24 protein-coding genes and 6 tRNA genes are annotated in these 23,857 nt (G+C 38.6%); 14 read left to right on the forward strand and 16 right to left on the reverse strand.

All coding sequences use genetic code 11. The features are described 5' to 3' along the window. Window positions 1-87: 87 nt before the first annotated feature. The 7 genes from PHY84_RS03195 to PHY84_RS03225 all read right to left on the reverse strand — a co-directional run bounded on the left by PHY84_RS03195 (window position 88) and on the right by PHY84_RS03225 (window position 6,544). Entirely contained in the window at window positions 88-270 is a 183-nt protein-coding gene (locus PHY84_RS03195; protein ID WP_299857676.1) for a hypothetical protein, read from the reverse strand. A 103-nt stretch (window positions 271-373) separates the two neighbouring features. Then, on the reverse strand, window positions 374-1,597 hold the full coding sequence (locus PHY84_RS03200) for a peptidoglycan DD-metalloendopeptidase family protein (RefSeq protein ID WP_299857678.1): 1,224 nt from the start codon (window positions 1,595-1,597) through the stop codon (window positions 374-376). Next, a complete protein-coding gene (locus PHY84_RS03205; protein WP_299857680.1) occupies window positions 1,594-2,406 on the reverse strand; it encodes a cell division protein FtsX in 813 nt (270 codons plus the stop codon). Before PHY84_RS03205 ends, PHY84_RS03200 begins: the two co-directional genes overlap by 4 nt. Further along, entirely contained in the window at window positions 2,393-3,064 is a 672-nt protein-coding gene (locus PHY84_RS03210) for an ABC transporter ATP-binding protein (RefSeq protein WP_299857682.1), read from the reverse strand. Before PHY84_RS03210 ends, PHY84_RS03205 begins: the two co-directional genes overlap by 14 nt. Beyond that, window positions 3,057-4,229, reverse strand: a complete 1,173-nt coding sequence (gene trmB / locus PHY84_RS03215) for a tRNA (guanosine(46)-N7)-methyltransferase TrmB (RefSeq protein ID WP_299857684.1) — start codon at window positions 4,227-4,229, stop codon at window positions 3,057-3,059. The genes PHY84_RS03210 and trmB overlap by 8 nt, the downstream gene beginning before the upstream one ends. 10 nt (window positions 4,230-4,239) lie before the next feature. Then, window positions 4,240-5,625 (reverse strand): hypothetical protein, encoded by a 1,386-nt coding sequence (locus PHY84_RS03220; RefSeq protein WP_299857686.1) that lies wholly within the window; start codon window positions 5,623-5,625, stop codon window positions 4,240-4,242. Continuing rightward, window positions 5,573-6,544, reverse strand: a complete 972-nt coding sequence (locus PHY84_RS03225) for an RluA family pseudouridine synthase (RefSeq protein ID WP_299857689.1) — start codon at window positions 6,542-6,544, stop codon at window positions 5,573-5,575. Before PHY84_RS03225 ends, PHY84_RS03220 begins: the two co-directional genes overlap by 53 nt. Window positions 6,545-6,591: 47 nt before the next feature. Between PHY84_RS03225 and PHY84_RS03230 the strand changes: the two genes are divergently transcribed. Further along, a complete protein-coding gene (locus tag PHY84_RS03230; protein WP_299857691.1) occupies window positions 6,592-7,704 on the forward strand; it encodes an FtsW/RodA/SpoVE family cell cycle protein in 1,113 nt (370 codons plus the stop codon). Window positions 7,705-7,737: 33 nt separating this feature from the next. On the opposite strand, the gene PHY84_RS03235 is transcribed toward PHY84_RS03230, so the two are convergent. The 7 genes from PHY84_RS03235 to PHY84_RS03265 form a co-directional block, all read right to left on the reverse strand. Continuing rightward, window positions 7,738-7,814, reverse strand: a tRNA-Asp gene (locus tag PHY84_RS03235). Between the two features lie 76 nt (window positions 7,815-7,890). Then, window positions 7,891-7,966: transfer RNA gene (locus tag PHY84_RS03240), tRNA-Val, on the reverse strand. A gap of 29 nt (window positions 7,967-7,995) precedes the next feature. Continuing rightward, window positions 7,996-8,071: transfer RNA gene (locus PHY84_RS03245), tRNA-Glu, on the reverse strand. A 26-nt stretch (window positions 8,072-8,097) separates the two neighbouring features. Then, window positions 8,098-8,173: transfer RNA gene (locus PHY84_RS03250), tRNA-Val, on the reverse strand. 19 nt (window positions 8,174-8,192) lie between these two features. After that, window positions 8,193-8,269: transfer RNA gene (locus tag PHY84_RS03255), tRNA-Asp, on the reverse strand. Between the two features lie 12 nt (window positions 8,270-8,281). Then, a tRNA-Lys gene (locus PHY84_RS03260) sits at window positions 8,282-8,357 on the reverse strand. Window positions 8,358-8,431: 74 nt separating this feature from the next. Continuing rightward, window positions 8,432-9,520, reverse strand: a complete 1,089-nt coding sequence (locus tag PHY84_RS03265) for a CinA family protein (RefSeq protein WP_299857693.1) — start codon at window positions 9,518-9,520, stop codon at window positions 8,432-8,434. 107 nt (window positions 9,521-9,627) lie between these two features. Here PHY84_RS03265 and ileS point away from each other — a divergent pair, with 107 nt between their 5' ends. The 3 genes from ileS to PHY84_RS03280 all read left to right on the forward strand — a co-directional run bounded on the left by ileS (window position 9,628) and on the right by PHY84_RS03280 (window position 12,953). Beyond that, entirely contained in the window at window positions 9,628-12,387 is a 2,760-nt protein-coding gene (gene ileS, locus PHY84_RS03270; protein WP_299857695.1) for an isoleucine--tRNA ligase, read from the forward strand. Continuing rightward, window positions 12,380-12,502 (forward strand): hypothetical protein, encoded by a 123-nt coding sequence (locus tag PHY84_RS03275; protein ID WP_299857697.1) that lies wholly within the window; start codon window positions 12,380-12,382, stop codon window positions 12,500-12,502. Before ileS ends, PHY84_RS03275 begins: the two co-directional genes overlap by 8 nt. Window positions 12,503-12,719: 217 nt before the next feature. Further along, window positions 12,720-12,953, forward strand: a complete 234-nt coding sequence (locus PHY84_RS03280; RefSeq protein WP_299857699.1) for an addiction module protein — start codon at window positions 12,720-12,722, stop codon at window positions 12,951-12,953. 332 nt (window positions 12,954-13,285) lie between these two features. On the opposite strand, the gene PHY84_RS03285 is transcribed toward PHY84_RS03280, so the two are convergent. Further along, window positions 13,286-13,762, reverse strand: coding sequence for a hypothetical protein (locus tag PHY84_RS03285; RefSeq protein ID WP_299857701.1), 477 nt, complete (start codon window positions 13,760-13,762; stop codon window positions 13,286-13,288). 246 nt (window positions 13,763-14,008) lie between these two features. Between PHY84_RS03285 and gatA the strand changes: the two genes are divergently transcribed. Together gatA and PHY84_RS03295 are read left to right on the forward strand one after the other, a co-directional pair. After that, entirely contained in the window at window positions 14,009-15,352 is a 1,344-nt protein-coding gene (gene gatA, locus PHY84_RS03290; RefSeq protein ID WP_299857703.1) for an Asp-tRNA(Asn)/Glu-tRNA(Gln) amidotransferase subunit GatA, read from the forward strand. Window positions 15,353-15,378: 26 nt separating this feature from the next. Beyond that, entirely contained in the window at window positions 15,379-15,663 is a 285-nt protein-coding gene (locus PHY84_RS03295) for a heavy-metal-associated domain-containing protein (protein WP_299857705.1), read from the forward strand. Between the two features lie 3 nt (window positions 15,664-15,666). On the opposite strand, the gene PHY84_RS03300 is transcribed toward PHY84_RS03295, so the two are convergent. After that, on the reverse strand, window positions 15,667-16,467 hold the full coding sequence (locus PHY84_RS03300) for an RMD1 family protein (protein WP_299857707.1): 801 nt from the start codon (window positions 16,465-16,467) through the stop codon (window positions 15,667-15,669). 150 nt (window positions 16,468-16,617) lie between these two features. Between PHY84_RS03300 and guaB the strand changes: the two genes are divergently transcribed. From guaB to PHY84_RS03340, 8 genes are all read left to right on the forward strand, one after another. Further along, window positions 16,618-18,063, forward strand: coding sequence for an IMP dehydrogenase (gene guaB, locus PHY84_RS03305; protein ID WP_299857709.1), 1,446 nt, complete (start codon window positions 16,618-16,620; stop codon window positions 18,061-18,063). 160 nt (window positions 18,064-18,223) lie between these two features. Further along, a complete protein-coding gene (locus tag PHY84_RS03310; protein WP_299857711.1) occupies window positions 18,224-19,186 on the forward strand; it encodes an SLAC1 anion channel family protein in 963 nt (320 codons plus the stop codon). A 34-nt stretch (window positions 19,187-19,220) separates the two neighbouring features. Continuing rightward, window positions 19,221-19,607 carry a DUF6858 family protein gene (locus PHY84_RS03315; RefSeq protein ID WP_299857713.1) on the forward strand — a complete coding sequence of 129 codons (387 nt, stop codon included), beginning with the start codon at window positions 19,221-19,223 and terminating at the stop codon, window positions 19,605-19,607. Window positions 19,608-19,833: 226 nt separating this feature from the next. Further along, window positions 19,834-21,099: an O-acetylhomoserine aminocarboxypropyltransferase/cysteine synthase family protein gene (locus tag PHY84_RS03320; RefSeq protein WP_299857715.1), complete on the forward strand. Its 1,266-nt coding sequence runs from the start codon at window positions 19,834-19,836 to the stop codon at window positions 21,097-21,099. Between the two features lie 2 nt (window positions 21,100-21,101). After that, entirely contained in the window at window positions 21,102-22,208 is a 1,107-nt protein-coding gene (locus PHY84_RS03325) for a homoserine O-acetyltransferase (RefSeq protein ID WP_299857717.1), read from the forward strand. After that, window positions 22,201-22,395: an exodeoxyribonuclease VII small subunit gene (xseB, locus tag PHY84_RS03330; RefSeq protein ID WP_299857720.1), complete on the forward strand. Its 195-nt coding sequence runs from the start codon at window positions 22,201-22,203 to the stop codon at window positions 22,393-22,395. The genes PHY84_RS03325 and xseB overlap by 8 nt, the downstream gene beginning before the upstream one ends. Next, the gene (locus PHY84_RS03335) at window positions 22,392-23,189 is read left to right on the forward strand and encodes a carbon-nitrogen hydrolase family protein (protein ID WP_299857722.1); all 798 of its coding nucleotides are present in this window, start codon (window positions 22,392-22,394) and stop codon (window positions 23,187-23,189) included. The genes xseB and PHY84_RS03335 overlap by 4 nt, the downstream gene beginning before the upstream one ends. After that, on the forward strand, window positions 23,186-23,857 hold the full coding sequence (locus PHY84_RS03340) for a ThiF family adenylyltransferase (protein WP_299857724.1): 672 nt from the start codon (window positions 23,186-23,188) through the stop codon (window positions 23,855-23,857). Before PHY84_RS03335 ends, PHY84_RS03340 begins: the two co-directional genes overlap by 4 nt.

Genomic DNA, 23,857 nt, shown 5'->3' on the forward strand with positions numbered 1-23,857 from the left:
TATTTGATTGATGTTTTGTATTATTTTTGTGGTAAAAAATTATAACATTTACATGATTTCAAAAGGCTTTTTAAAATTTAAATTAGCTTAAATTATTGGTTGTTTGCGGGAATCTGCAAGTGGCTCGCTAATATCCACTTTTTTTTGGGAAAAGGATGTTGCCCCATAAGAATCACTCTTCAGCTTGCTTTTTGCCTTATTGTCACGCAAAAGCTGATTATAGTACATAACATTATTTCTGTGATTATCCAAATCTCTTTCCATATCCATCGTTATATCCTCGTCTTATCCATATTTTTCACTATTTTATCATAGCTTATCAAAAAATAAACAAAAAAAATTAAATAAAATTATATGGAATATATCAAAAATATTACTGAAACAGAGCAACCGGATTTATATGAAATGATTTTTGCGTTACTTCAAAAATGAGCTCATCGCCTATCCTTCCTATCACAGAACCCTTTCTTACTTTTTTTCCTTTTTCTATATCCGGTGCTATCTGAGAGAGATTTGCATAGATAGTATGAAGTCCATTATCATGCTCAACAATGACAATATTATTTAAAACAGGTGTTTTATCTGCATAGATAACTTTACCGTTAAACACTGTTTTAACTTTCTCGTTTGGCTGATTTGGCTTTAAAGAGATAGATTCATTGAAAACTTTGATACCATAGATAGGGTCCGTATAGTTTCCATACTGCTTTGTGATTTTATATGGTTCAAAAGGCGGTATAGTTTTTTCTCCGACATAGAGTTTTGTTTTTACGGCTTGGTAACTGCTTCCATGTGTTTTTACTTTTGGCAAATTGTCATTTGAGATACTCTCCTTTGAATCAAACGCTTCTGCTCTTTGAGCCTCTTCCTGAGCTTTTGAGAGTTCATCTATCTTTATAATATTAAGATTTGCCAATGTTTTTTTTAGAGAATCCTGCTTATTTAAAATCTCTTTTAACTCTTTTTTATAAGACTCTCTTGCAATTTTTAAATTTTTGAGCGACTCAATATTTGCCTCTTGTGTCTTTTTAATCTCTTTTCTTTTTGCATCAATAGAGGCTATGGCACTCTCTATTACGCTAACATGCTGATTTAAAACATCTATGTTTTTAGAATTTTCATGAAACTCTTTATTAAGCTCTTTGATTTTTACTTTTGCACTCTTTAGCATACTTTGCAAAACTTCATACTCAATAAGCGATTCTTCACTTGCACTATACTCCTCTTCTAAAATAACAGATAAAGAGACGCTTTGTGCGATAGTAAAAACCAACTCCTCCTCTAGCTCATTGCTGTTTTTTCTTAAGCTCTCTTGAACACCTTTTAGAGATTTAATCTCTTCAACATTTGTATCATAACTTCCCTCTTTTTCTACAAGTTCATCCTGAAGTTTTTTAAGAATTTGCTGCTGATGGGCAATCTCTTTTTCATGAGAGATAATTGCTTGTGCGGTCTCATCCATTTTTTGACTGATAAGCTCTTGTGTCTTTGCGTAAACGCCTATCTCTGAGCTTGTTTTTTCTATTTTTGTATCTACACTTGTCTTTGCCATTAAAGAAAATGGAATAAGCAGGAAAAAAGGAAGTAAACGAATCATGCCTCTTCTTTATGCCCTAAAACAATCAAAGATGCCAAAATAATCGAAATCATTACTGAAACACCCAAAATCATCAAAGAATCATCAACAGGATTAAACACAACAACTTCAATGCCAATATTTCTAAATTGCTCAAGTACCCAAGGATAGGAAGAGAGATAAGCAAAAACACCAAATGAAACAAAGCTTGCTATAAGCGCATCAACAATTGCAAGTCTAAAAAGCACAGCAGAGCGCAGCCAAAGAGCAGCACCAAAAAGCCCCATAATACTCATGCGTTCATTATGCTTATACTGCCATATTCTCAACTCTTTAAAGATAAGCAGAAGTGTTACGACAAGCACAACGCTCGAAAAAAGCGTCACTACATTTTTAAAAAGAAGCAAAAGCTTATAAATGGTATCGTGGGTATGAGCAAAATCCTCTACCTTTGTTATTGCATTGTGAGCAAGCAAGTCACTTTTTAGCTTTTTTATCTCATCCGGCGAAGGATAGTGCTTTAATGATAGTTTATAAAATTTTGGCAATGTCAATTTTAAAAGCTCTATATTTGTACTCTTCATATCACTGCTCAATTTCTTTATAACAGAATCAGGAGCAATCTCTTGGGCTTGAGATATAATTTTATTGATTTTGGAAAATGCATCACTGCTTAACTCCTCCTTGCTTACTGCAATTACAGAGTAATTTTGTGAAAGCTTCACCTTATAGGCATCAATAGAACGCTCAACAATAAAAAAAAGCTGCATTGAAAAAAGTATGCTTAAAAGTGCAACAACAAGCGAGAGGTGATTTCTAACTGATTTCATGTATGTTTCCATATTCTATGTGAAAATGTTTATAATCAACGTTCAGATTTTTTGGAATATTATGCGTAACGACAATAACTGTTGTTTTGAGTTGATTATTTGCACCTTCTAAAAGATTCCAAATAAGTTGTGAAGAGTACTCATCAAGGTTTCCTGTAGGCTCATCCGCCATAATCAAAATAGGATTGTGCGCAAGCGCTCTTGCCATGGCAACTCTTTGCTGCTCTCCGCCGCTTAGTTCTAGCGGATACTTTCCTATTTGATGATTAAGGCGAACATGTTTTAAAAGTTTCTCAACCTGATCTTGAGCAACATTTTTAAGATAGCCGTTTATCAACAGAGGAAGCATAATATTTTTTTCTATTGTCCACTCTTTGACAAGTTTATAATCTTGAAAAACAATTCCCATATGCCTTCTTAAAAAATTAAGTTTTGAACGTGAAATGGCTTTAAGCTCAACACCGCCGACTACAAGAGAACCTTGCTTAGGCTTGAGCGCTCCATAAAGAGACTTGAGAAGCGTTGACTTCCCGCTTCCGCTTGCTCCTGTAATAAAGACAAAATCGCCGGAGTTTATGGAGAAACTTGCTTTATTGATAATGGTTTCATTGTTAGAATATGCCAAAGAGAGGTCTTGAGCGATAATAACTTTATCCATGAAGCGCCTCGCTTAAAAATTTATGTGCCAAAAGATTGCTTCTTGATTTGAGCGGTTTTTTTGGATAGTAATGTGCGCTTTCGCCTCTGATGATTACATATACATGTTCGGGCTTATCAAAACTTCCCATAGAAAGACGCAGCATAACCCCATCTTCAAGGGTGTAGCTTCTCTCAAAATTAAGAAAACCTCCATCAAATTTTTTGACAGTTTTGTAAAAGTCCAGTATCTCTTGCGGTTTTAGTCGCACTGTAGAAAAATCAAAATCTCCCTCAAGCAAAAGCTCCAAAGACTCCTCATCGTTTATCATAGTTAGGTCATAGATGTTTTTTTCCATCTTTTTCCACCTATCTTCATACTTGCTCGTAACTGCAATATCTTTGTTTTTATTGATATGAAGTGTGGTTCTGTTTAGGGCTATAAATGTCTCATAAGAGTATGAATAGTAGTTTTCACTGTCCGTTCTAAGCTCTAGCGTTCCACCTACATTTAAAATACGCCTTGCTTCTTCAACAAATGCGCTTGAGATAACTCTTCTGTGTGGTTTCTTATCCCATGGAACAGGAAAATGAACATAAATTTTCTCTACAATATTGGATGGAACAAGCTCCATAAAAAGTCTTGCATCATAGTTGAGCACCAAAATATTATTAAGATTTTGGATTGTGATTTGCTTTAAAACCTGTTCAATAGAGGGGGTGTGAATCTCTATCCCAATAAATAAAACATCTGGATTTTTAGAGGCTTGATGAAGCAAGTGACGACCCGAACCAAAACCAACCTCTATACGGATTTTTTTATTTTCCGGAAAATTTTCTGCAAAATAAGTTATATCTTTAAGAGCTGTTACTTCTCTAAGATGGATATTTTTTTGGTGATGAGGTACATTGGATGCGACAACGTCCATTCCGGAGAGATGTGCGTAAGATAGAAGTGCTTTATGTACATTATAGACAGAAGTCGGTCTTGTAAGCTTATCGCTTTTTAGAAGTTTCTTACCCTCTTCATCAATTACCAACAAAAAAAAATCATCTTCATCTACTTTGACAGAGATGAGCTTTTCCTCCTGGTATGATGTGTTTTTTGCCATAAAATAGAAAGAGACTCCATCTGCAGAAGATGGAAACTCTATCTCTTTAAACTCTTTTATATGTAAATGCGGCATTAATTCTCGTTTAGTTAAAATCTTTCATAGGGATAATCACCTCTTCAACAGGTGCGGCTACTGGCGGCTGCTTAACAGTGCTTTTTTGCTCAACTTCTCTCTCAATGACAGCAGGTTCTCTCTTTTTTGGAACCATATTTTTGTCTTCGATTATCATCTTAATCTCTATACTAGGCTCTGATTTAATCCCATTTGCATCTACGGCAAATATCTTATAATAGTAAGTTTTCTCATTCTGCACATTGGAGTCTATAAATTGATTTCCTTTTATATTTTGAAAATCTTCAATTGAGCTCTCAAAAAAACTTTTACTTGATTTCTTCTGCACTATGTAGCTTTTTGCCCTAGAATCAGTACTAATCCAAGAGAGTTTTACCTGTCCGTTTACATATTTCGCTTCTGCAAGTGAAGGAGCAGCAGGCTTTACCAATGTTCTTCCAAGTGCACTGTAATTTGAGTTAATGCTCTCCAGTTTATCTCTATCTACAACACTCACTCTATAAAAATACTCTTGACCATCCTCTTTTACCATATCAACATAAGAGTTTGACTTTGTTTCAGCAAGCAGTTCATAACTTCCATTAATGCTTCCAGATCTGTAAACTCTGTACATCAAAAAGTCAACTGTTTCACTTTTTTTCCAGTTAACTTCTATCTTCTTCGGTATATCAGTAGAAGCTACTACCTGCATAATTTGGGCAGGAAGCTCTTTTGTTAAAACGGTAACTTCCTGACTTGGCTTGGAAATAATTCCATCAAATGTTTTTACCCGAATACGATATATATAGGTAAAATTATCTTTTAACTCGGTATCGATATATTCTGCATTCAAACGTCCGTCCACCGTTGCTATATCAGTCCACTTACTGCTTTCAAGAGTTCGTCTTTGAACAATATAGGATTTAACTTTCTCATTTGCATGCGGACGCCATATAACTTTGGCGCTTCTTGGCATTCCCTGTCTGCTGTGAATCCAAATAACAGATTCCAACTCAGGAAGAGAAGCAATAACCGTTGCCGCACTTTTTTGTGATTCCGCTTTTGTACTATATGTTTTAAAATAGTAGCTATAGCGTTTATTTGGCTCTATATTTGTATCAAGATAGTGTGTTGAAAAACGGCTGGCAACAGTATCGTAGTATGCGTCCTTCTTGCTATCGTCTTGACCGACTATGGTTCTATAGATATAAACACCCTCTACTCTTTGGTCATCAATCGCTTTCCACTCAAGAGCTATCGAATTTGTATCTATTATTGTACCATTTGGCGTAAGCTCTACCATCGGTAAAGTAGTATCAATAATCGTCTCTTTTTTAGGTACAGGAACCGTACCACTGCATCCACTAAAAATAAGTAGCGAAACCGCGTACAATGTTGCTAATGTCTGTAACTTCATCTATCTGCTCCGTATTAAATTTTTTGCTAACGTACTCTTTTGTCTCCTTATCCAAAGGCGCTACAAAAGATACCTGTTTTTTTGTCGTCGGGTGTATAAAGTATATGCTGTACGCATGAAGCAAAATACGTTCCGATTTCTCTAGTTTTGGGCTTTGAGCATAAATATGATCTCCCACGATATGGCGATTTATCTTCTCTAAATGAACACGGATTTGATGTGTTCTTCCCGTAAAAAGCTTACATGCAATAAGCTGATTTTTTTCATCTTTTGATAACGCCAATGCTTTAAAAAGAGTTTTTGCATATTTTCCATGCTCCAAACATGCCATCTTAAGTCTATTGTGCGGACTTCTGGCGATAGGGCATTCCACTGCAACCATATCTTCTTTAAGCGGTGGATTAACAACGGCTAAGTAATACCTTCCCATGCTTTTATCTTGAAGTTGGTTGGATAAAAACTCATGTGACGCATTATTTTTAGCTATAACCATTGCACCGCTGGTACCTTTGTCAAGCCTATGCACGATTCCGTGTCTCTCATCTCCGCTGAGCGTTGAGAGGCGAATCCCTTTATGCTTAAGCCAGTCAACCAGTGTCGCTTCTTTAACGCTTGGAGCAGGATGCACGGTCAATCCGCTTGGCTTATTAATAACCAACACATCATCATCTTCATAAAGAACCTCAACGCTAAAATCTATCTCTAGTGCAGGTTGCATTTTGGCATCAGGCAAATTTACCGTAACAATTTGATTCTCTTTAAGTTTAACCCCTGCACGTGAAACAATCTTGCCGTCCACAAGAACAGACTCTTTTAAAATAAGCTGTGCAATCTGTGAACGACTTTGACCTATCTGCGATGCAAGAAACGTATCAAGACGCTCTACATTATCGCAAATATAAGTTTGTGTTCCATTCATTATAAACCTTTATGATACAATTTCTAAATTTTTATGGAGTTTAAAATTTGTGGAGAATTGATAACCGCATTTTAGCACAATTTGATATATTTTCCATTATCTTAATTATTCCTCTTGTGCTTACATCCAACTGGCTTATAGGAGAAGCCGTTCCGGCACTTGCGCAAAAACAGCTGGCTTATATAGGGGTTGCGGCATTAACATTTCTAGCCGTTTTTTTACTTCCCATTCGTAGAATGAACTGGCTTATTCCTTTTATCTACTGGATTAGCATCTTTCTTCTTTTTATGGTTGAGTTTTTTGGGCATGCAAGGCTGGGCGCACAAAGATGGATAGATATACCTTTTATTAACGCCACTATTCAGCCATCAGAATTTGTAAAACCCGCCTTAATTTTAATGCTTGCCTATCTCATCAACAAATCGCCTCCGCCAATGAACGGATACAAACTCAAAGAATTTCTAAAAATCAGTTTCTATATTTTGCTGCCTTTTATTCTTATAGCAAAAGAGCCTGATTTAGGCACTGCCCTTGTGCTTCTTCTTATAGGTTTTGGGGTGCTATTTTATATCGGTGTTTACTGGAAAATATGGGCATTTTTAGTTGGTGGGATTCTGCTTTTTTCGCCGATTGCCTACCAATTTTTACTTCACGACTACCAAAGGACAAGAATCCATGATTTTGTAAGCGAAAAACCGTCCTACCATGTGCAGCAGTCTATTATCGCCATTGGTTCAGGCGGATGGAACGGTAAATCCAAAGAAGATGCGACACAGACACAGATGCGTTTTTTACCTATTGCAACAAGCGATTTTATCTTTGCTTTTTTGGTTGAGAGAACCGGATTTTTAGGCGCAATGGGTGTTATCTTGCTATATGCTTTGCTTATCCTGCATCTCATGAGCCTAAGCATCTTCAATAGTGATTATTTTATAAAAGTTGTAACCATAGCCATTGCATTTATGATTTTTATCTATATGGGGGTAAATATCTCTATGACCATAGGATTTGCCCCTGTTGTTGGAGTTCCTTTGCCTATGTTTAGTTATGGGGGAAGCAGCTTTATCAACTTTATGATTCTATTTGCGATTATGCAAAATCTCATTACGTTTAGATATAAAGACATGTATGACGGGCGTGGAACAAAGAGTTTTCTCTAAAAATTCTGATTTGTCAATGGGCGTGGGATAAAATGGCGCAGCGGACGGGGCTCGAACCCGCGACCCCCTGCGTGACAGGCAGGTATTCTAACCAACTGAACTACCGCTGCGCATTTAAAAAGGATTTTTTGTACTAGTAAGATAAATTTTAATAAATCTGAAATTTAACACACTACAATCAAAAAATGGTGGGCATTACAAGACTCGAACTTGTGACATCTACCTTGTAAGGGTAGCGCTCTACCAACTGAGCTAAACGCCCATTTTTATAACTGTAAACACCAACTAAGATGGCGACCCCTAAAGGATTTGAACCTCTGTCCCTACCATGAAGTGATAGTGTCCTTGGCCACTAGACGAAAGGGTCACTTTCATTCAACAAAAGGTTTAAAATGGTGGGCATTACAAGACTCGAACTTGTGACATCTACCTTGTAAGGGTAGCGCTCTACCAACTGAGCTAAACGCCCATTTTAAAATTAGACTAAATGGCGCAGCGGACGGGGCTCGAACCCGCGACCCCCTGCGTGACAGGCAGGTATTCTAACCAACTGAACTACCGCTGCGCATTTAAAAAATGGTGTCCTGTGATGGATTCGAACCATCGGCCACCTCATTAAAAGTGAGATGCTCTACCGGCTGAGCTAACAAGACATACCCTCTATTTGTTTAGAGGACGAAATTATAGGCAAATAGGTTTTAATTGTCAAGAAAAAAAGGAACAAATTTTAAAAAAAAGTCTCTTTATCAAGCAAAAGCAGCATTTTTACAGCAAAAAGCACACTTTGCTGCTGTATATAGTTTCTATCTCCTTTTAGATGAAGGCGGCTCTCTTTATGCAGCCCTTTACTTCTTACGCTTATAAAAACCGTACCTACCGGCTTATAGAGAGTCCCGCCTCCTTCACCTGCAATGCCGCTTATTGAGATAGTATAATCAGCATTGCTCACATTCATGGCACCCTCGCTCATCTCAGCAACAACTTCATTGCTAACCGCACCATACTCTTCAAGTGTTTTGCCATTCACCCCAAGCCAATTCTCTTTCATGTTGTTTGAATATGTTATAAGAGCACCTTCAAAAATCTTTGACACTCCGTTATGTTTTGTAAAATAGCAGGTTAGCAATCCACCTGTACAACTCTCCGCAAAAGCAATTTTTTTACCGCAAGATGATATTTTTTCTATGATATAGCTTGGCATATTTGACGCCGCTATAAGTTTATTTGGAAGAAGCTGTTTTGCAGAGGCAATAAACTTAGATATATTTCCATACTTTTTACTCCTTACATTAACCTGTAGCCACTCATCAATCAAACTTACAATATCAATCTTGAGATCATACATCTGTGCTATGGGCAGGAGCATTGCCATGGCACTCTCTTTGTCTTCTTCAAAAAGATGCATTGTTGCTTTAGAGTCCTCAATATCAAGCAAAATTTCCGGAAATTTCTGCATCTCATCCATGTGAACTACATTTGTTATAGAATCCTTATACTCCAAAAGATAGCTTCCATCCTCAAAAACAGAGGAGTTTGAGGGAATCAGCATATCCTCTTTTAAGATTTGATTGTCTCCGGTGACCGTACAAAGAAGCTTGCCGATGGTTGAGAAGTGCTGTTTTGTTGTTACTATAATCTGTCTTTTATGACTATTTAACTCTTTGTCAAGATATAAAAAGAGTGAATTATCGCTCTCCTTAAAAAAAGTGATGGAGTGGATAAAGTCTGTTTTTTGCTCTATTTTTCTCATGACATACTCCCGAAGCGGTGCATTATGTACAAACTTATTGCCGATGAAAACAAGATGAAGTTTCATGATGAGAGTGCCTTTGAAAAGTTGATTTTGGCAATTATATTACATTAAAGTGGCTTTTAAACGCTTAAGAGATATAATCCAGAAATTTTCTATGATTTGGAACAGATATGGATTACAAAGATACACTCCTTTTACCTACTACAAAATTTGAGATGCGAGGCAATCTCATAAACAACGAACCAAAAAGATATGCTTCATGGGATGAGAAAAAAGTCTATGAAAAAATGAAGAAAAACCGCAAAGATGCGCAAAGTTTCACTCTTCATGACGGTCCTCCATACGCAAACGGTCACACGCACATCGGACATGCTCTCAATAAAATCTTAAAAGATATCATCATAAAACATAACTATTTTAGCGGTAAGTCTGTACGTTTTACTCCGGGTTGGGATTGTCACGGTCTGCCGATTGAGCAGCAGGTTGAGAAAAAACTCGGCGGAAAACAGAAAAAAGAGCTGCTTGAGACTGCCAAAATCAGAGAGCTTTGCCGTGCTCATGCATCGGAGTTTATAAACATCCAGAGAGAAGAGTTTAAAAAACTCGGTGTCATAGCAGACTGGGAAAATCCCTATGTTACCATGGATTTTAAGTTTGAGGCAAATATCTACCGTACACTTTGCAATGTCGCTAAAAAGGGGCTTCTTATAGAGAGAAGCAAACCCGTATTTTGGTCATGGGCTGAGAGAACCGCACTTGCCGAAGCAGAAGTAGAGTATGAAAACAAAGAGTCGCACTCTATTTTTGTGGCTTTTGAACTAAATAATGATGCGAAAAGCAAACTTGGCATAAATACTAAGGCTGCACTTGTTATTTGGACGACAACGCCTTGGACAATTCCTGCAAATACGGGAATATCTATAAATCCAAACGAAGAGTATGTGCTTACAACAACAGGCTATATCGTTGCAAAAGAGCTTTTGGGGTCTTTAAGGGAGCAAGATATCTTAAGTGGGGATATAGCAAAAACCTTTAAAGCCAAAGAGTTTGAAAATCTTTTAGCCCTAAACCCTCTAAATGGCAGAACTTCCCGCATTGTTCTGGGTGAGCATGTTCTTATGGACAGCGGAACTGGATGTGTACATACGGCTCCGGGTCATGGGGAGGATGACTACCGTATCGGACTTGCTTATGACTTGGAAGTTATCATGCCCGTAGATGAAACAGGATGTTTTGACGAGAGTGTGGTAGGTTTAGGGCTTATTCCAAATGGAGAAAACTTTGTCGGTCGCCACATCTTCAAATCAAACGATGAACTAATCGAGATGATGGGTGAGAGCGTACTAAAAGTAAGCAAATTTACCCACTCTTACCCACACTGCTGGAGAAGCCACACACCTCTTATATTTAGAGCGACAAAGCAGTGGTTTATCTCAGTTGACGGAACTCCAAAGGGTGAAGATAAAACACTAAGAGAGATAGCCCTTAATGAGGTTGAAAAAACTCTATTTTTCCCTGAGAGCGGTAAAAATAGACTAAGAAGCATGGTTGAAAACCGCCCTGACTGGTGTATCTCCCGTCAGAGAGACTGGGGAGTACCGATAGCATTTTTTAGAGTAAAGGCTACCGGTGAAGTCCTGCTTGATGAAAAAGTCTTAAATTTTGTTGCTATGATTTTTGATATGCATGGAAGTGATGCATGGTACTCAATGTCCATAGAAGAGCTACTCTATCCGGGTGCAGGCTTTAAGGCAGATGAGCTTGAAAAAGTAACAGATATACTTGACGTATGGTTTGACAGCGGCTCTACATGGTATAGTGTTTTAAAATCCCGCAATTATGATGCAGGAGAGTATCAAGCAGACCTTTACTTAGAGGGAAGCGACCAGCATAGAGGATGGTTCCAGTCATCTATGTTTTTAAGTACGGCAGTTGAACATAAAGCTCCATATAAGATGGTTTTAACTCATGGTTTCACCGTTGATGAGAAAGGTGAGAAAATGTCCAAGTCAAAGGGCAATGTTGTCGCACCGGATGCAGTTTTAAAAGAGTACGGCAGTGAGATCCTTCGTCTTTGGGTTGCGTCAAGCGATTATCAAGGGGATCTTAAAATCTCTCAAAACATCCTAAAACAGAGTGCTGAGAACTACCGCAAACTTAGAAATACTTTTAGAATTATGCTTGCAAATATCAGCGACCTAGAGAGCCTCACCCCATACAATGAGATGGGTGAGCTTGACAAATGGATACTCGGCGAAGCAAAAACTGTGCTTGACGCTGTTTATAAATCTTTTAACGGCTACAACTTTGTTCACGGTATGAGCATGCTCAATAACTTTATAGTAAACGAGTTAAGCGGTATCTACATCGACATAACAAAAGACTCTCTATACTGTGATGCTAAAAATGACCCAAGAAGAACCTCAAGCCAAAGCGCCATGGCTCTTATTGTTCGCTCTCTTCTCACACTCATCGCTCCGATTTTGACATACACGGCAGATGAGATAACAGAGCATCTTCCTGCGTTTTTAAAAGGAGGCAAAGAGGATATTTTCGACTTTGCTCACGAGAGCATTAAGAGCGTTGATTTTACTTTTGACGCTGCATATATGAATGGTGCAAGAGAGAAGTTTTATGAGATAGTTGATGGGCTTAAAAAAGAGAAGGTTATCAAAAATACTTTAGAGCTTATTTTAGTAACAGAATCCGCAAAAATTGCCGCAATGGACAAAACCGCAGCAGAGGATTGGTTTGTAGTTTCAGGTATATCTCACACAGAAATAGTAGAAGAACTTGGAAAATTTGATGTTGATGGAGATATCTTTGTTATACAAAAAGCATCCGCTTCAAAATGCCCTAGATGCTGGAAGTACCAATCAATAGACGAAGAGCACACATGCGAAAGATGTTCAAAGGTACTAAATGGCTGATTTTACCCAGCCCGTATCTTTTACATTTATAGCATCTACCATAGCTGTCATATTTGCCATAGTAGGTATCGGCGTAGCATTTGTCAAGCTAGGGAAAAAGTCGAGAAATCAATAGGGCTGACTACTTTAAAAAGTATAGATTCACTCACAGGAAAAGCTCAAAAAATTGAGTGGACAAAGGGAAAATGGAATGGAAAACATACTTTACCAAATGTTGTTTATTGATTTGTTTTAGATATATGCATTCCTAGGTGGAACTTTTTAAACGAGAAAATTCCATAAAAGTCATTTGATTTTGATATAATTGTATATATTTAAAATCGAAGTTTGATATGTTAGCCTTAAAGCAAGAACAACTTTTTTATGAGATAGATATTTTACCAATAGATTTGAAAGCTAAGATGGTTGATAAAATATTAGCTAGTATTACTCCTTTAAACAGTCAAATAGATAGGCTATGGATAAAAGAAGCCAACAAAAGAAAACAAGAGATTGAATCAAATTCCGTTACACTAGTTGATGGAAATGAAGTTTTTAAAAAAATATCTCAAAGACTCCGCTCATAAATGACCTACTCTTTCCACCCAGACGCTGAACTTGAATTAATACTTCAGTTGATTATTATCAAGAGTGTCAAGATGGACTTGGTGCAGAATTTGCATATGAAGTTCAAAAAACAATCCAAAGAATTTTAGAATATCCAACTGCCTGGCAAAAACTAGATGGAGACATAAGAAGATGTTTAACAAACAGGTTTCCATTTGAATAATCTATTTTCAAAGAGATAATGAAATTATTATTTTAGCTGTTATGCAACTTCATAGAAAACCAAACTACTGGAAAGACAGAAGCTAAACAAATATATAACAAAACATTTCTATATTGATTTGTTTTACATCTATAATTTGCTATTTACACAATCTTTGTTATCTATATCAATCTCACCGAGATAGGTAAAATTATCCCATCTATACAAATATTTATAATTTACCCCTTTTTCCAGAGCGACTCTTGTCATAGGAGTGGTACAGATAGAATTTAGCTGTAATTTCTTCATACTTTCTATCAACTCGTTGGCAAATTTACCCTTCTCTTTTTTCGTCATTTTTTGAATATCTATGCGAGTTATGTCAATTAAAGCCTTTTCCTCAATTATAGTGTTTACAACTACAGTTGAATCGATATGCGTTGAAGAGATAATATAAGAGGCCACATCTACTCGCATTGGCGCTGTTTTTGCCAGTTCTTCAGATGTAGCCTTGGCAATCTCTTGCGCACTATAACCATCATAAATCAATCTTGCCTCTTTCATACTTTCACCATTTGATTGTAAACACAACAACCCGCTTAATGCAACTATTTTTAGTAACTTCATAACATCGCTCCATCTAAATATCCAAAATGCCAACTTGTTTTAAATTAAATCATCATTAACCATCAGTAACAAAAAATATAATTCCTCTCCCATACTGCGCCTTGGAGTCTATATCTTGGTTGATTATTTTCTGTTCACATACACATTCCAAAGTGGAACTTGGGAGCCAGAAAAGAAAAAACAGACACATTTTGCTATAATGCACAAAATAATTTATAAAAAACACCTCTAAAGATAGGAAGAGTAGTGATTACGTTAAAAGAAGCATTAAAACTAAACAAAGATGAGTTAGCAAAATTAAAAGATGAGTTAAAAGCAAAAATTAAGGTAAATAGTGATTTAAACGCTTATATAGATGTAAACAATGTAGGTAGCGGAGTTCCTATCGCTATAAAAGACAATATTCAAGTAAAAGATTGGTCTGTTACCTCTGGCTCAAACATACTTCAAGGATATGTAGCTCCGTATAACGCTACTGTAATCAAGAAGATGCTCGCTAGCGGACTAAGCCCTTTTGGCAGAACAAATATGGACGAATTTGCTATGGGAAGTACAACGGAGTCTAGCTTTTATGGCAAAACCCTAAATCCTCACAACAGAGATTGCGTTCCTGGTGGAAGCTCAGGCGGAAGTGCGGCTGCGGTTGCGGCGGGTCTTGCTATTGCGGCTCTTGGGAGCGATACTGGCGGGAGCATCCGTCAACCTGCCTCTTTTTGCGGTATAGTTGGTATGAAACCGACTTACGGCAGAGTGAGCCGTTATGGTTTGGGAGCTTATGCTTCGTCACTTGACCAGATAGGACCGATGACACAAACCGTAGAAGATGCAGCGATTTTATACGACATCATCAGCGGACATGACGAGAAAGACTCTACGAGTGCAAACAAAAATGACAAAGTATGTGACAACCTAAACCCTAATCGCAAACTAAAAATAGCCGTTTTACCAAAACATATAGAAAATGCAAGCGGGGATGTGAAACAAGCCTACACTTTGGCGATAGAAGCTCTAAAAAAAGCAGGACATGAGATAGTTGAACGAGAACTTATGGACGCAAAATATGATATTTCTGCCTACTACATAACTGCAACTGCGGAAGCTACTACAAACCTAGCCAGATATGACGGTATCCGCTATGGAAGCAGAGTTAGCGGAAAAGACCTAAACGACACATTTGTTCAAACAAGAAGTCAAGGTTTTGGTGACGAAGTAAAACGCCGTATTTTGCTTGGAAACTTTGTACTCTCAAGCGGATACTATGAAGCCTACTATGTAAAAGCACAAAAAACAAGACACCTCATCAAAGACCAATACTCAAAAATCTTTGAAAATGTAGATCTTATTCTCTCACCGGTCGCACCGACAACTGCAAACAAGTTTGGTGAGCTGTCAACTCCGATGGAGATGTACCTAAGCGACTTGTACACCATAAGTGTAAATCTAGCAGGACTTCCTGCTATCTCTGTGCCTGTTTCAAAAAGCTCTGAGGGGATGCCGATAGGACTTCAGCTAATCGCAAACGCTTATGAAGAGCAGACGCTATTTGATGGGGCACTTAGTTTGGAGAAAGCTATAAACTACCAAAAATAGACAAATTCTATAAAAAAGGCTTAGTCATGCAAAAGAGCTTCAGAGTTCAAAATATCAAATGTGTCGGATGTGCCAACACTATAAAAGAGGCATTAAAAGAGGAATTTGGAGCTGTTGATGTTGACTTGATGCAAGAACCTAGAGTTGTTACGCTTGAAATAAAAGATGAGGAGCCAGAAAAGAGTTTTCGCAAAAAAATGAAATCTCTTGGCTATCCTATGGAAGATGAAGAGTTGGGAGCATTTACAAAAGGCGGACTTAAAGCCAAAAGTTTCATCTCATGCGCTATCGGAAAGATAAACGAAAACTGACTTTTAAAAATTAGGTTTGATTATATACTCATAAGTTGAAAAAAGTATCTCCACTCCGATAAGCCAGATGATAATCCACTCTAAAAATTCGCTCGATTTTTGGTTGACTCTGTCTGTTATAAACTCAACCGAATCTTTCAAAAACGAGATTTTGTACTCGATAACATCAAATCTTGGTTTTAACTCCAACTGCATGGCAAGCTGATTGTAAAGTGATTCAAGCTCCAAATCATCCCAGATAATATCGGGTTTGTCCAAAAGATAGAGCTGACTCAGTATTTCAAACCTCTCTTTTGCTATTGCACCCGCAAAACCCATAAGGTTTTTTCTATCTTTTGCTTTTATATTTTCTATCTTATCGTAAAGTTTTTTACTCTCAAGCATCTTGGCTTCAAGCGACTTTTCTCTTATCTCCAAACCCACGCTTTGAGAGAGCGCAAGCGATATGATGGAAGCAACCGATTTGTTAAATTTGTTGTATTTGATGGTGTGTGTATCGATAAGCGGTTTGTCGCAAAGAGTATCTACAACCATAGGGTAGTCTTGATTTATAAGTGCCGTTTGGTAGTGAGGCGCTTCTTTGATTTTAAGCCTATGTAGAAACGACTTTATCTCTTCATGGTTAAAGTTGCAAAATGTAATTACACCAAAAGAGGAAGCAAAAATAAATTTACCGTTTGTTGTTTCACCGACAAGCGATTTCTCTATGGTTGTAAGGATTAAGCCCGGAAACTCTTTTTCAAGGTCATTTTTTGTGATGATTTTTGGTATCTCTACAGATACAAATAATATTCTTGACTCCATTGCACGGCTCTCATTTTATTTTTTCCCATTATACCAACTTTCTATCTCCATTTTATTACCACGGCTTTACCTCTTTTTAACCACAAAAAAAGTATAATCCACAGAATTTTTATAGCAACATAAAAACTTTTAAACTCTAAAAGGATAACCATGAAAATTCGCAAACGCGCCCTCACATTTGAAGATGTACTCCTTGTACCAAAATATTCCGAAGTTTTACCAAAAGAGGTCTCTTTAGAGACAAAACTCTCCCGCAATATCTCTCTTAAAATCCCTATGGTCTCCGCTGCTATGGATACCGTTACCGAATACCGTGCGGCGATTGCTATGGCAAGACTTGGCGGCATAGGTATCATCCATAAAAATATGGACATTGAGACACAGTGTAAACAAGTCAAAAAAGTGAAAAAATCTGAAAGCGGTGTCATCATTGATCCTATCTATGTACATCCTGATGCTACGCTTGCAGAGGCAAATGCGCTTATGGAAGAGTTCAAAATCTCCGGAGTTCCCGTTATAGACGCACACAACAAACTTCTTGGTATCCTTACAAACCGTGATATGCGCTTTCAAAAAGACATGAGCAAACGTGCGGATGAAGTGATGACTAAAATGCCTCTTATCACTGCAAAAAAAGGGATTTCACTTGATGAAGCTGCAGACATCATGCACCAAAACAAGATTGAAAAACTCCCGATTATTGATGATGACGGGTTTTTAAAAGGACTTGTAACTATCAAAGATATCAAAAAACGCATTGAGTATCCGCACTCAAACAAAGATGCTTTTGGCAGACTTGTGGTTGGTGCAGCCATCGGCGTTGGACAACTTGACCGCGCAAAGGCACTTGTAGATGCAGGAGTGGATGTTTTGGTTCTTGACTCTGCACATGGACACTCAAAAGGTATCTTAGATACTGTCAAAAAGATAAAAGAGACAATGGAAGTGGATGTTATTGCCGGAAATATCGCTACTGCGGAAGCTGTTGAAGCTCTTATTCAAGCCGGAGCCGATGGCGTAAAAGTCGGTATCGGACCAGGGTCTATCTGCACAACCCGCATCGTTGCAGGTGTGGGCGTACCGCAAATCTCGGCTATTGCAGAGTGTGCAGAGGCAGCACGCAAACATGGCGTTCCCGTCATTGCAGACGGCGGTATAAAATACTCAGGCGACATCGCAAAAGCTCTTGCAGTTGGAGCAAGCTGCATCATGGCAGGTTCACTTTTAGCAGGAACGGAAGAGTCTCCTGGTGAGACTATCATGTTTCAAGGTCGCCAGTACAAATCTTACCGTGGCATGGGAAGCATCGGGGCTATGCAAAAAGGGTCAAACGACAGATATTTCCAAGAGGGAACGGCAGCGGACAAACTTGTACCTGAAGGCATCGAGGGGCGTGTACCGTTTCGTGGAAGCATCGCCGGTATAGTACATCAGATGATGGGTGGGCTTCGCTCTTCTATGGGTTACTGCGGAAGCAAAGATATCCAGACTTTTTGGGAAAAAGCAGAGTTTGTAGAAATAACAAGTGCAGGTCTCAAAGAGAGCCATGTTCACGATGTTATCATCACGCAAGAAGCTCCAAACTACCACATATAACCTTTCATTACGGGCATAAAATTTTTTATGCCCAAAAACTCTCCTATTTCTTTTTTTTAAAACCAAAAATACACAACATTACCCATGTTTTATTGACTTTCTTAAGAAAAGATAGTAAAATTTATTAATATTATAATTTTAGATAATAAAAGGTTGTATGATGGAAAATAGTCAAGAAAAAAATAGGTTGAAATTTTTTCCTATCATGATGTATGCTATTGTTATGGGTTTGAGCGGGTTAACCATAACTTACCAAAAAGCAGCTCTTTGGCTTGATTTCTCTGCTCTTTTTGGTGAGGTTTTCATGGTTTTGACAACTGCTGTTTTTGCAGTTGTTTCACTTGTATATCTCAAAAAATTCTTCAAATACAAGATGGCAGTTGCCAATGAATTTTCTCATCCTGTGCGTGTTAATTTTTTTGCTGCCGTCTCCATCTCTATGCTTATGTTATCCATTATTTACAAAGAAAGTTTTCCTACCATAAGTGCCATTTTTTGGTATCCGGGGACACTTTTACACTTCTATCTCACTATGCACACTATAGCCTTTTGGATAAACAAAAATCAACAGCTTGACCACTCCAATCCTGCTTGGTTTATCCCTATAGTCGGTAATGTTTTGATTCCTGTAGCAGGTGTCGGCTTTGTTGATATTGGCTTATTGCTCTACTTTTTTAGCGTTGGTATGTTCTTTTGGATTATACTTTTTGCCGTACTTCTCAATCGCATCATCTTTCACCACCAACTCGCCGTCAAATTTATGCCGACACTCTTTATCCTTATTGCGCCCCCTGCCGTAGGCTTTATCGCTTACTTTAAAATGTTTGGCGTCATCGATACTTTTGCGCTTTTTCTCTTTAATCTGGCACTATTTTTTACACTTTTGGTTCTATTTATGTACAAAAATTTTATTCGTATCAAGTTTTTTATCTCATGGTGGGCGTTTGTCTTCCCAATCGCTGCCATGGCGATAAGCTCCATGTTGATATTTCATGAGAGAGGTTCACTGTTTTTACAACTCCTCTCTTATGTGATGCTTGGTGCAGCAACGGTTATAGTTATTATTGTTGCTTATCAGACGATTTTGCATATAAGAAAGGGCGAAATTTGTATTCAAGAGTAGTTACGTTTACCAATAAAATTTCAAAGGAAGCAGAGTGAAAAAAAGTATATTTATGGATAAGTACCCGGTTTACAGTATTGAGTTTGCGAAGAGCGAAATGAGAGTTGCAACTGCAAAAGATGTTGTTGAGTATTTTAAAGAGAAGATTCAAAATCACCCGATTGCGCAGTTTATCGCTGTTTTTGACCATTACACACATACAAAAAATCTCGGCGGTTCGATGATGGATGGCTTAGAGGATGCGCAAAATATCATCTTCTGTTTTGGACAAACCATCCCTAATACAAAAATTTTAGCGGCACGTCCTAGAAGCATCGGTGTTTGTGAGTTTGAAGATAAAATCGTTATAGACTTTATGGAGCCACCAAGAGAAGAGTTAAACAAGGTAATGGAAGAGTGGGCAAAAGGTTTAAAACACTAAAAATATATCATTAAAACGAAGATTAAACCATTTTCGCTAAAATACCTTTTAGTATTTGATGTTACGCACTTTTATGAAAAGGGGCGTAAGACACCATATGATTCTCGAAAAACTATGTTTTTCGTAGCTTTAGGGGGTTGGAAGGGACTTTAGTCCCTCCCGCTAAAACGGACTTGTTCGTTTTAGCGCGTAACATCAGATAATATTTAAGTCAAGGGTGAGCAATATGGATTTGCAAACGATAGCACTGCACGAGGGTTACACAAAAGATTCACAAGGAACGATGGTTGTTCCCATCTACCAGACAACAGCGTATGAGTTTCGTGACGTACAGCACGCTGCAAATCTCTTTTCACTCAAAGAGTTAGGCAACATCTACACACGCCTAAACAATCCGACTACAGATGTTTTTGAAAAAAGATTTGCAGCCTTAGAGGGCGGTGCGGCTGCACTTGCCACCTCAAGCGGCATGAGTGCTATCTTTTTTGCTATCGCAAATGCTGCCGAGTCCGGAGACAATATCGTTTGTGCAAAACAGCTTTATGGCGGAAGTTTGACGCTAAACACGCACACACTAAAACGTTTTGGCATTGAGGCAAGATACTTTGATGTACACGACATGGCATCTCTTGAAGCTCTCATAGATGAAAAAACAAAAGTTATATTTTTTGAGTCACTGACAAATCCGAGTATAGACGTAGCAGACATTGAAGCCATTACTGCTATTGCAAACAGACACGGTATCCTCACGGTAGTTGACAACACGGTTGCAACGCCGATTTTATGCCGTCCGTTTAAGCATGGAGCCGATATCACGGTTCATAGTGCAAGCAAATACACAACAGGACAGGGTCTTGCTATCGGAGGGATTTTAGTAGAAAGAGAAGATTTGGTTTCAAAACTTCGCACAAACCCTCGCTATGAGCATTTCAACAAACCGGACGCATCATACCACGGACTTGTGTATGTAGATACAAATCTTCCGCCATATACGCTTAGAGCAAGACTTTCACTTGCACGTGATTTGGGGGCTGTTTTGTCTCCTTTTAACTCATGGCTCTTTATTCAAGGGATGGAAACACTCTTTCTGCGCATGCAAGAGCACTCTAAAAATGCCCTCGCACTTGCAGAGTTTTTAGAGTCACATCCAAAAGTAAAAAAAGTAAACTATCCGGGGCTAAAGAGCAATGCAAACTACAAAAATACACAAAAATATTTTGAAGGCGGTTTATGCAGCGGGCTGCTCAGTTTTGAAGTAGCATCTCTTGAGGAAGCAACAAAAATAGTAAATGCAACAAAACTCTACTCTTTAGTGGTCAACATCGGCGATTCTAAATCCATTATCACTCATCCTGCTTCAACAACGCATCAGCAGTTAAGTGACGAAGAGTTGGCGGCATGCGGCGTTCCTGCCGGACTTATCCGCATCTCATGCGGACTAGAGAGTGCAAGTGATCTTATAGCAGACATGAAACAAGCTTTAGAGGCGTAGCGTTGTCACTCAACCTCAAAACATATACCGAACACTTTACAAACCCGCTCTACCTTGAGAGCGGGCGTATTTTAGAGCCTTATGACATAGCGTATGAGACTTATGGAGAGCTAAATGATGACAAGAGCAATGTTATAGTTATCTGCCACGCACTCACAGGTTCACACCACTGTGCGGGGACTTATGAGGGCGATAAAAAAGCGGGATGGTGGGATAATCTCATCGGTTCAGGCAAAGCAGTCGATACCGACAAATACTTTGTTATCTGCACAAACGTTATAGGAAGCTGTTTTGGTTCCACCGGTCCTATGAGCCCGCAACATCCGCACCACAACCCATACCGCTACAAATTTCCGGTTATTACCATCAAAGATATGGTAAAAGCTCAAAGAATCCTTTTTGACAAACTCGGCATACACAATGTTCATGCTATAATCGGCGGTTCGATGGGCGGCATGCAGGCACTTCTTTTTGCGATTCACTATCCAAACTTTGCATCCAAAATCATCTCTATGGCAACGACACACGCAACCCAGCCTTGGGCAATAGCATTTAACAAAGTAGCGCAAGAAGCTATCCTTAAAGACCCTGATTTTAAAGGCGGCTATTATGACAGTCAAACCATAAAAGAAAACGGTCTCTCAGGTATGGCAGTGGGCAGAATGGCAGGATTTATCAGCTTTTTATCGTATGAGTCGATGCAGAGCAAGTTTGGCAGAGAGTACAAAAACACAGATGGACTTTACGAGCTTTTTGGCAAGTTTCAAGTGGAGCTTTTTTTGGAGTATAACGGTTACAACTTTACTAAATGGTTTGACCCGCTCTCGTATCTCTACATCACAAAAGCTATCAATATCTACGACATCTCACGTGGATTTGATTCGCTTGGAGAGGCGCTTAAAAAGATAACATGCGAACTCCATCTTATGAGTTTTAGCAACGACCAGCTTTTTAAAAACTTTGAGATGAAAGAGATTGGCGATGCACTTGCAAAAATCGGCAACACTAACTACACCTATGTCGATATAGAGAGCGACTACGGGCATGACGCATTTTTGGTAGAAGTCGAGAAATTTGAAGAGTATGTAAAGGATATTTTAAATGGCTAAAGAAACAGAAGGCTTTGAATCAAAACTGGAGAGTGCGAAGAAAGTTTTAGAAACTCTTATGAATCCCGAGATTACACTTCAAGAGAGCCTCAAAGCGTATGAGCAAGGGATGAGTGAACTAGCCACTGCCCAAAAGATGCTTGAAGAAGCAGAGATAAAAATCAACGAGATAAAGAGCAAACAATGAGAGCCGCCGTACTTCAACTCAGTGCGCAAGGGATGAGTTCGACAAAACTATATAACTATATCCGCATCGCCTCAAAACAAAATATCAAACTGCTGCTTTTGGGCGAATATATCCTAAACCCTTTTTTCAAAGAACTTCAAGAACTCTCCTCCAGCATGATTGATGAGCAGGCGAAGCATCAGGCAAAAGTTTTAAAAGAGATGGCACATACCTATGACATAACCATAGTAGCGCCTTTGGCAGTTGTCAAAAAAGGTAAAGTTTACAAAACCATAGCAAAGTTTTCCCCCTCTTCCACCTCTTACTATGAGCAGCAAATTCTTATCAACTACCCGCATTGGAGCGAGGAGAAGTTTTTTGCCAACACGCCAAAACCGCTCTATTCTCCTATGATATTTAAAGTAGATGGCTTCAAGTTTGCGCTATTGAGCGGATTTGAACTCCACTTTGATACGATGTTTAGCGAGATTGCAGCAAAAGGGGTGGATTGTATCTTGCTTCCGAGTGTCTCCACGTTTGACTCTTATGAGAGATGGAAAACGCTTATACTCTCACGTGCATTTACCCATAACTGCTACATTTTAAGAGCAAACAGAATCGGTGAATATGCCGACAAAGAGCATGTTTGGAATTTTTACGGCGATTCACTTCTTGCTTCTCCAAACGGTGAACTTTTGGAGCATCTTGGCAATAAAGAGGAGCTTATGATTGTCGATATGAGCCATACAGAGGTAGTGCGTGCAAGAAAAGCGTGGGGTTTTAGAGATGCACTGCACAAAAGAAGCTCCCTATGATAGAGTATTTTCACAGGCAGATACAGCTTTGGGGCAAAGAGAGACAAGATGCGCTGCAAAACAAAAAGATAGCCGTCATCGGAGCAGGAGGGCTTGGAAGCTCCCTTGCTTTTGCGCTCGGTTCTAGCGGTATCGGTGAGATACATCTAGTCGATTTTGATACGGTCTCCATCCACAACATCCACCGCCAAATCGCTTTTAAAATCGGCGATGAGGGCAAAAGCAAAGCCGCGTTAAATGCAGAACTTATAGAGCAGAGATGCCCATTTGTAAATGCTATCTCCCATCAGTGCGATTTTGAAACATTCTCTCAAAAAAACATAACCGTTGATTTGATTATCGACGCAACAGACAATCTCCCAACACGAGGTCAAATAGACGACTACTGCAAAAGCAAAAATCTGCCTTGGATTTACGGAAGTGTCGAAGCATTTCACGGACAGGTCTGTTTTTTTGAGGAGTCCTCTTTTAGGGATGCCTTTAAAATTTCATTGCAAACACCAGCAGGAATCGCAGCACCAATCGTTATGCATATCGCCTCGCTACAGGCAAATTTGGCACTTAGATACTTGGCAGGTCTGAGTGTAAAAAAAGACCGGCTTTACTATCTTTTTTTCAATGAAGAGGGTGAACTGATTATGCAAAAATTCGGACTCCCAAAAACCTAA

Source organism: Sulfurimonas sp. (assembly GCF_028694605.1).
In the GTDB taxonomy this organism is placed as follows: Bacteria; Campylobacterota; Campylobacteria; order Campylobacterales; family Sulfurimonadaceae; genus Sulfurimonas.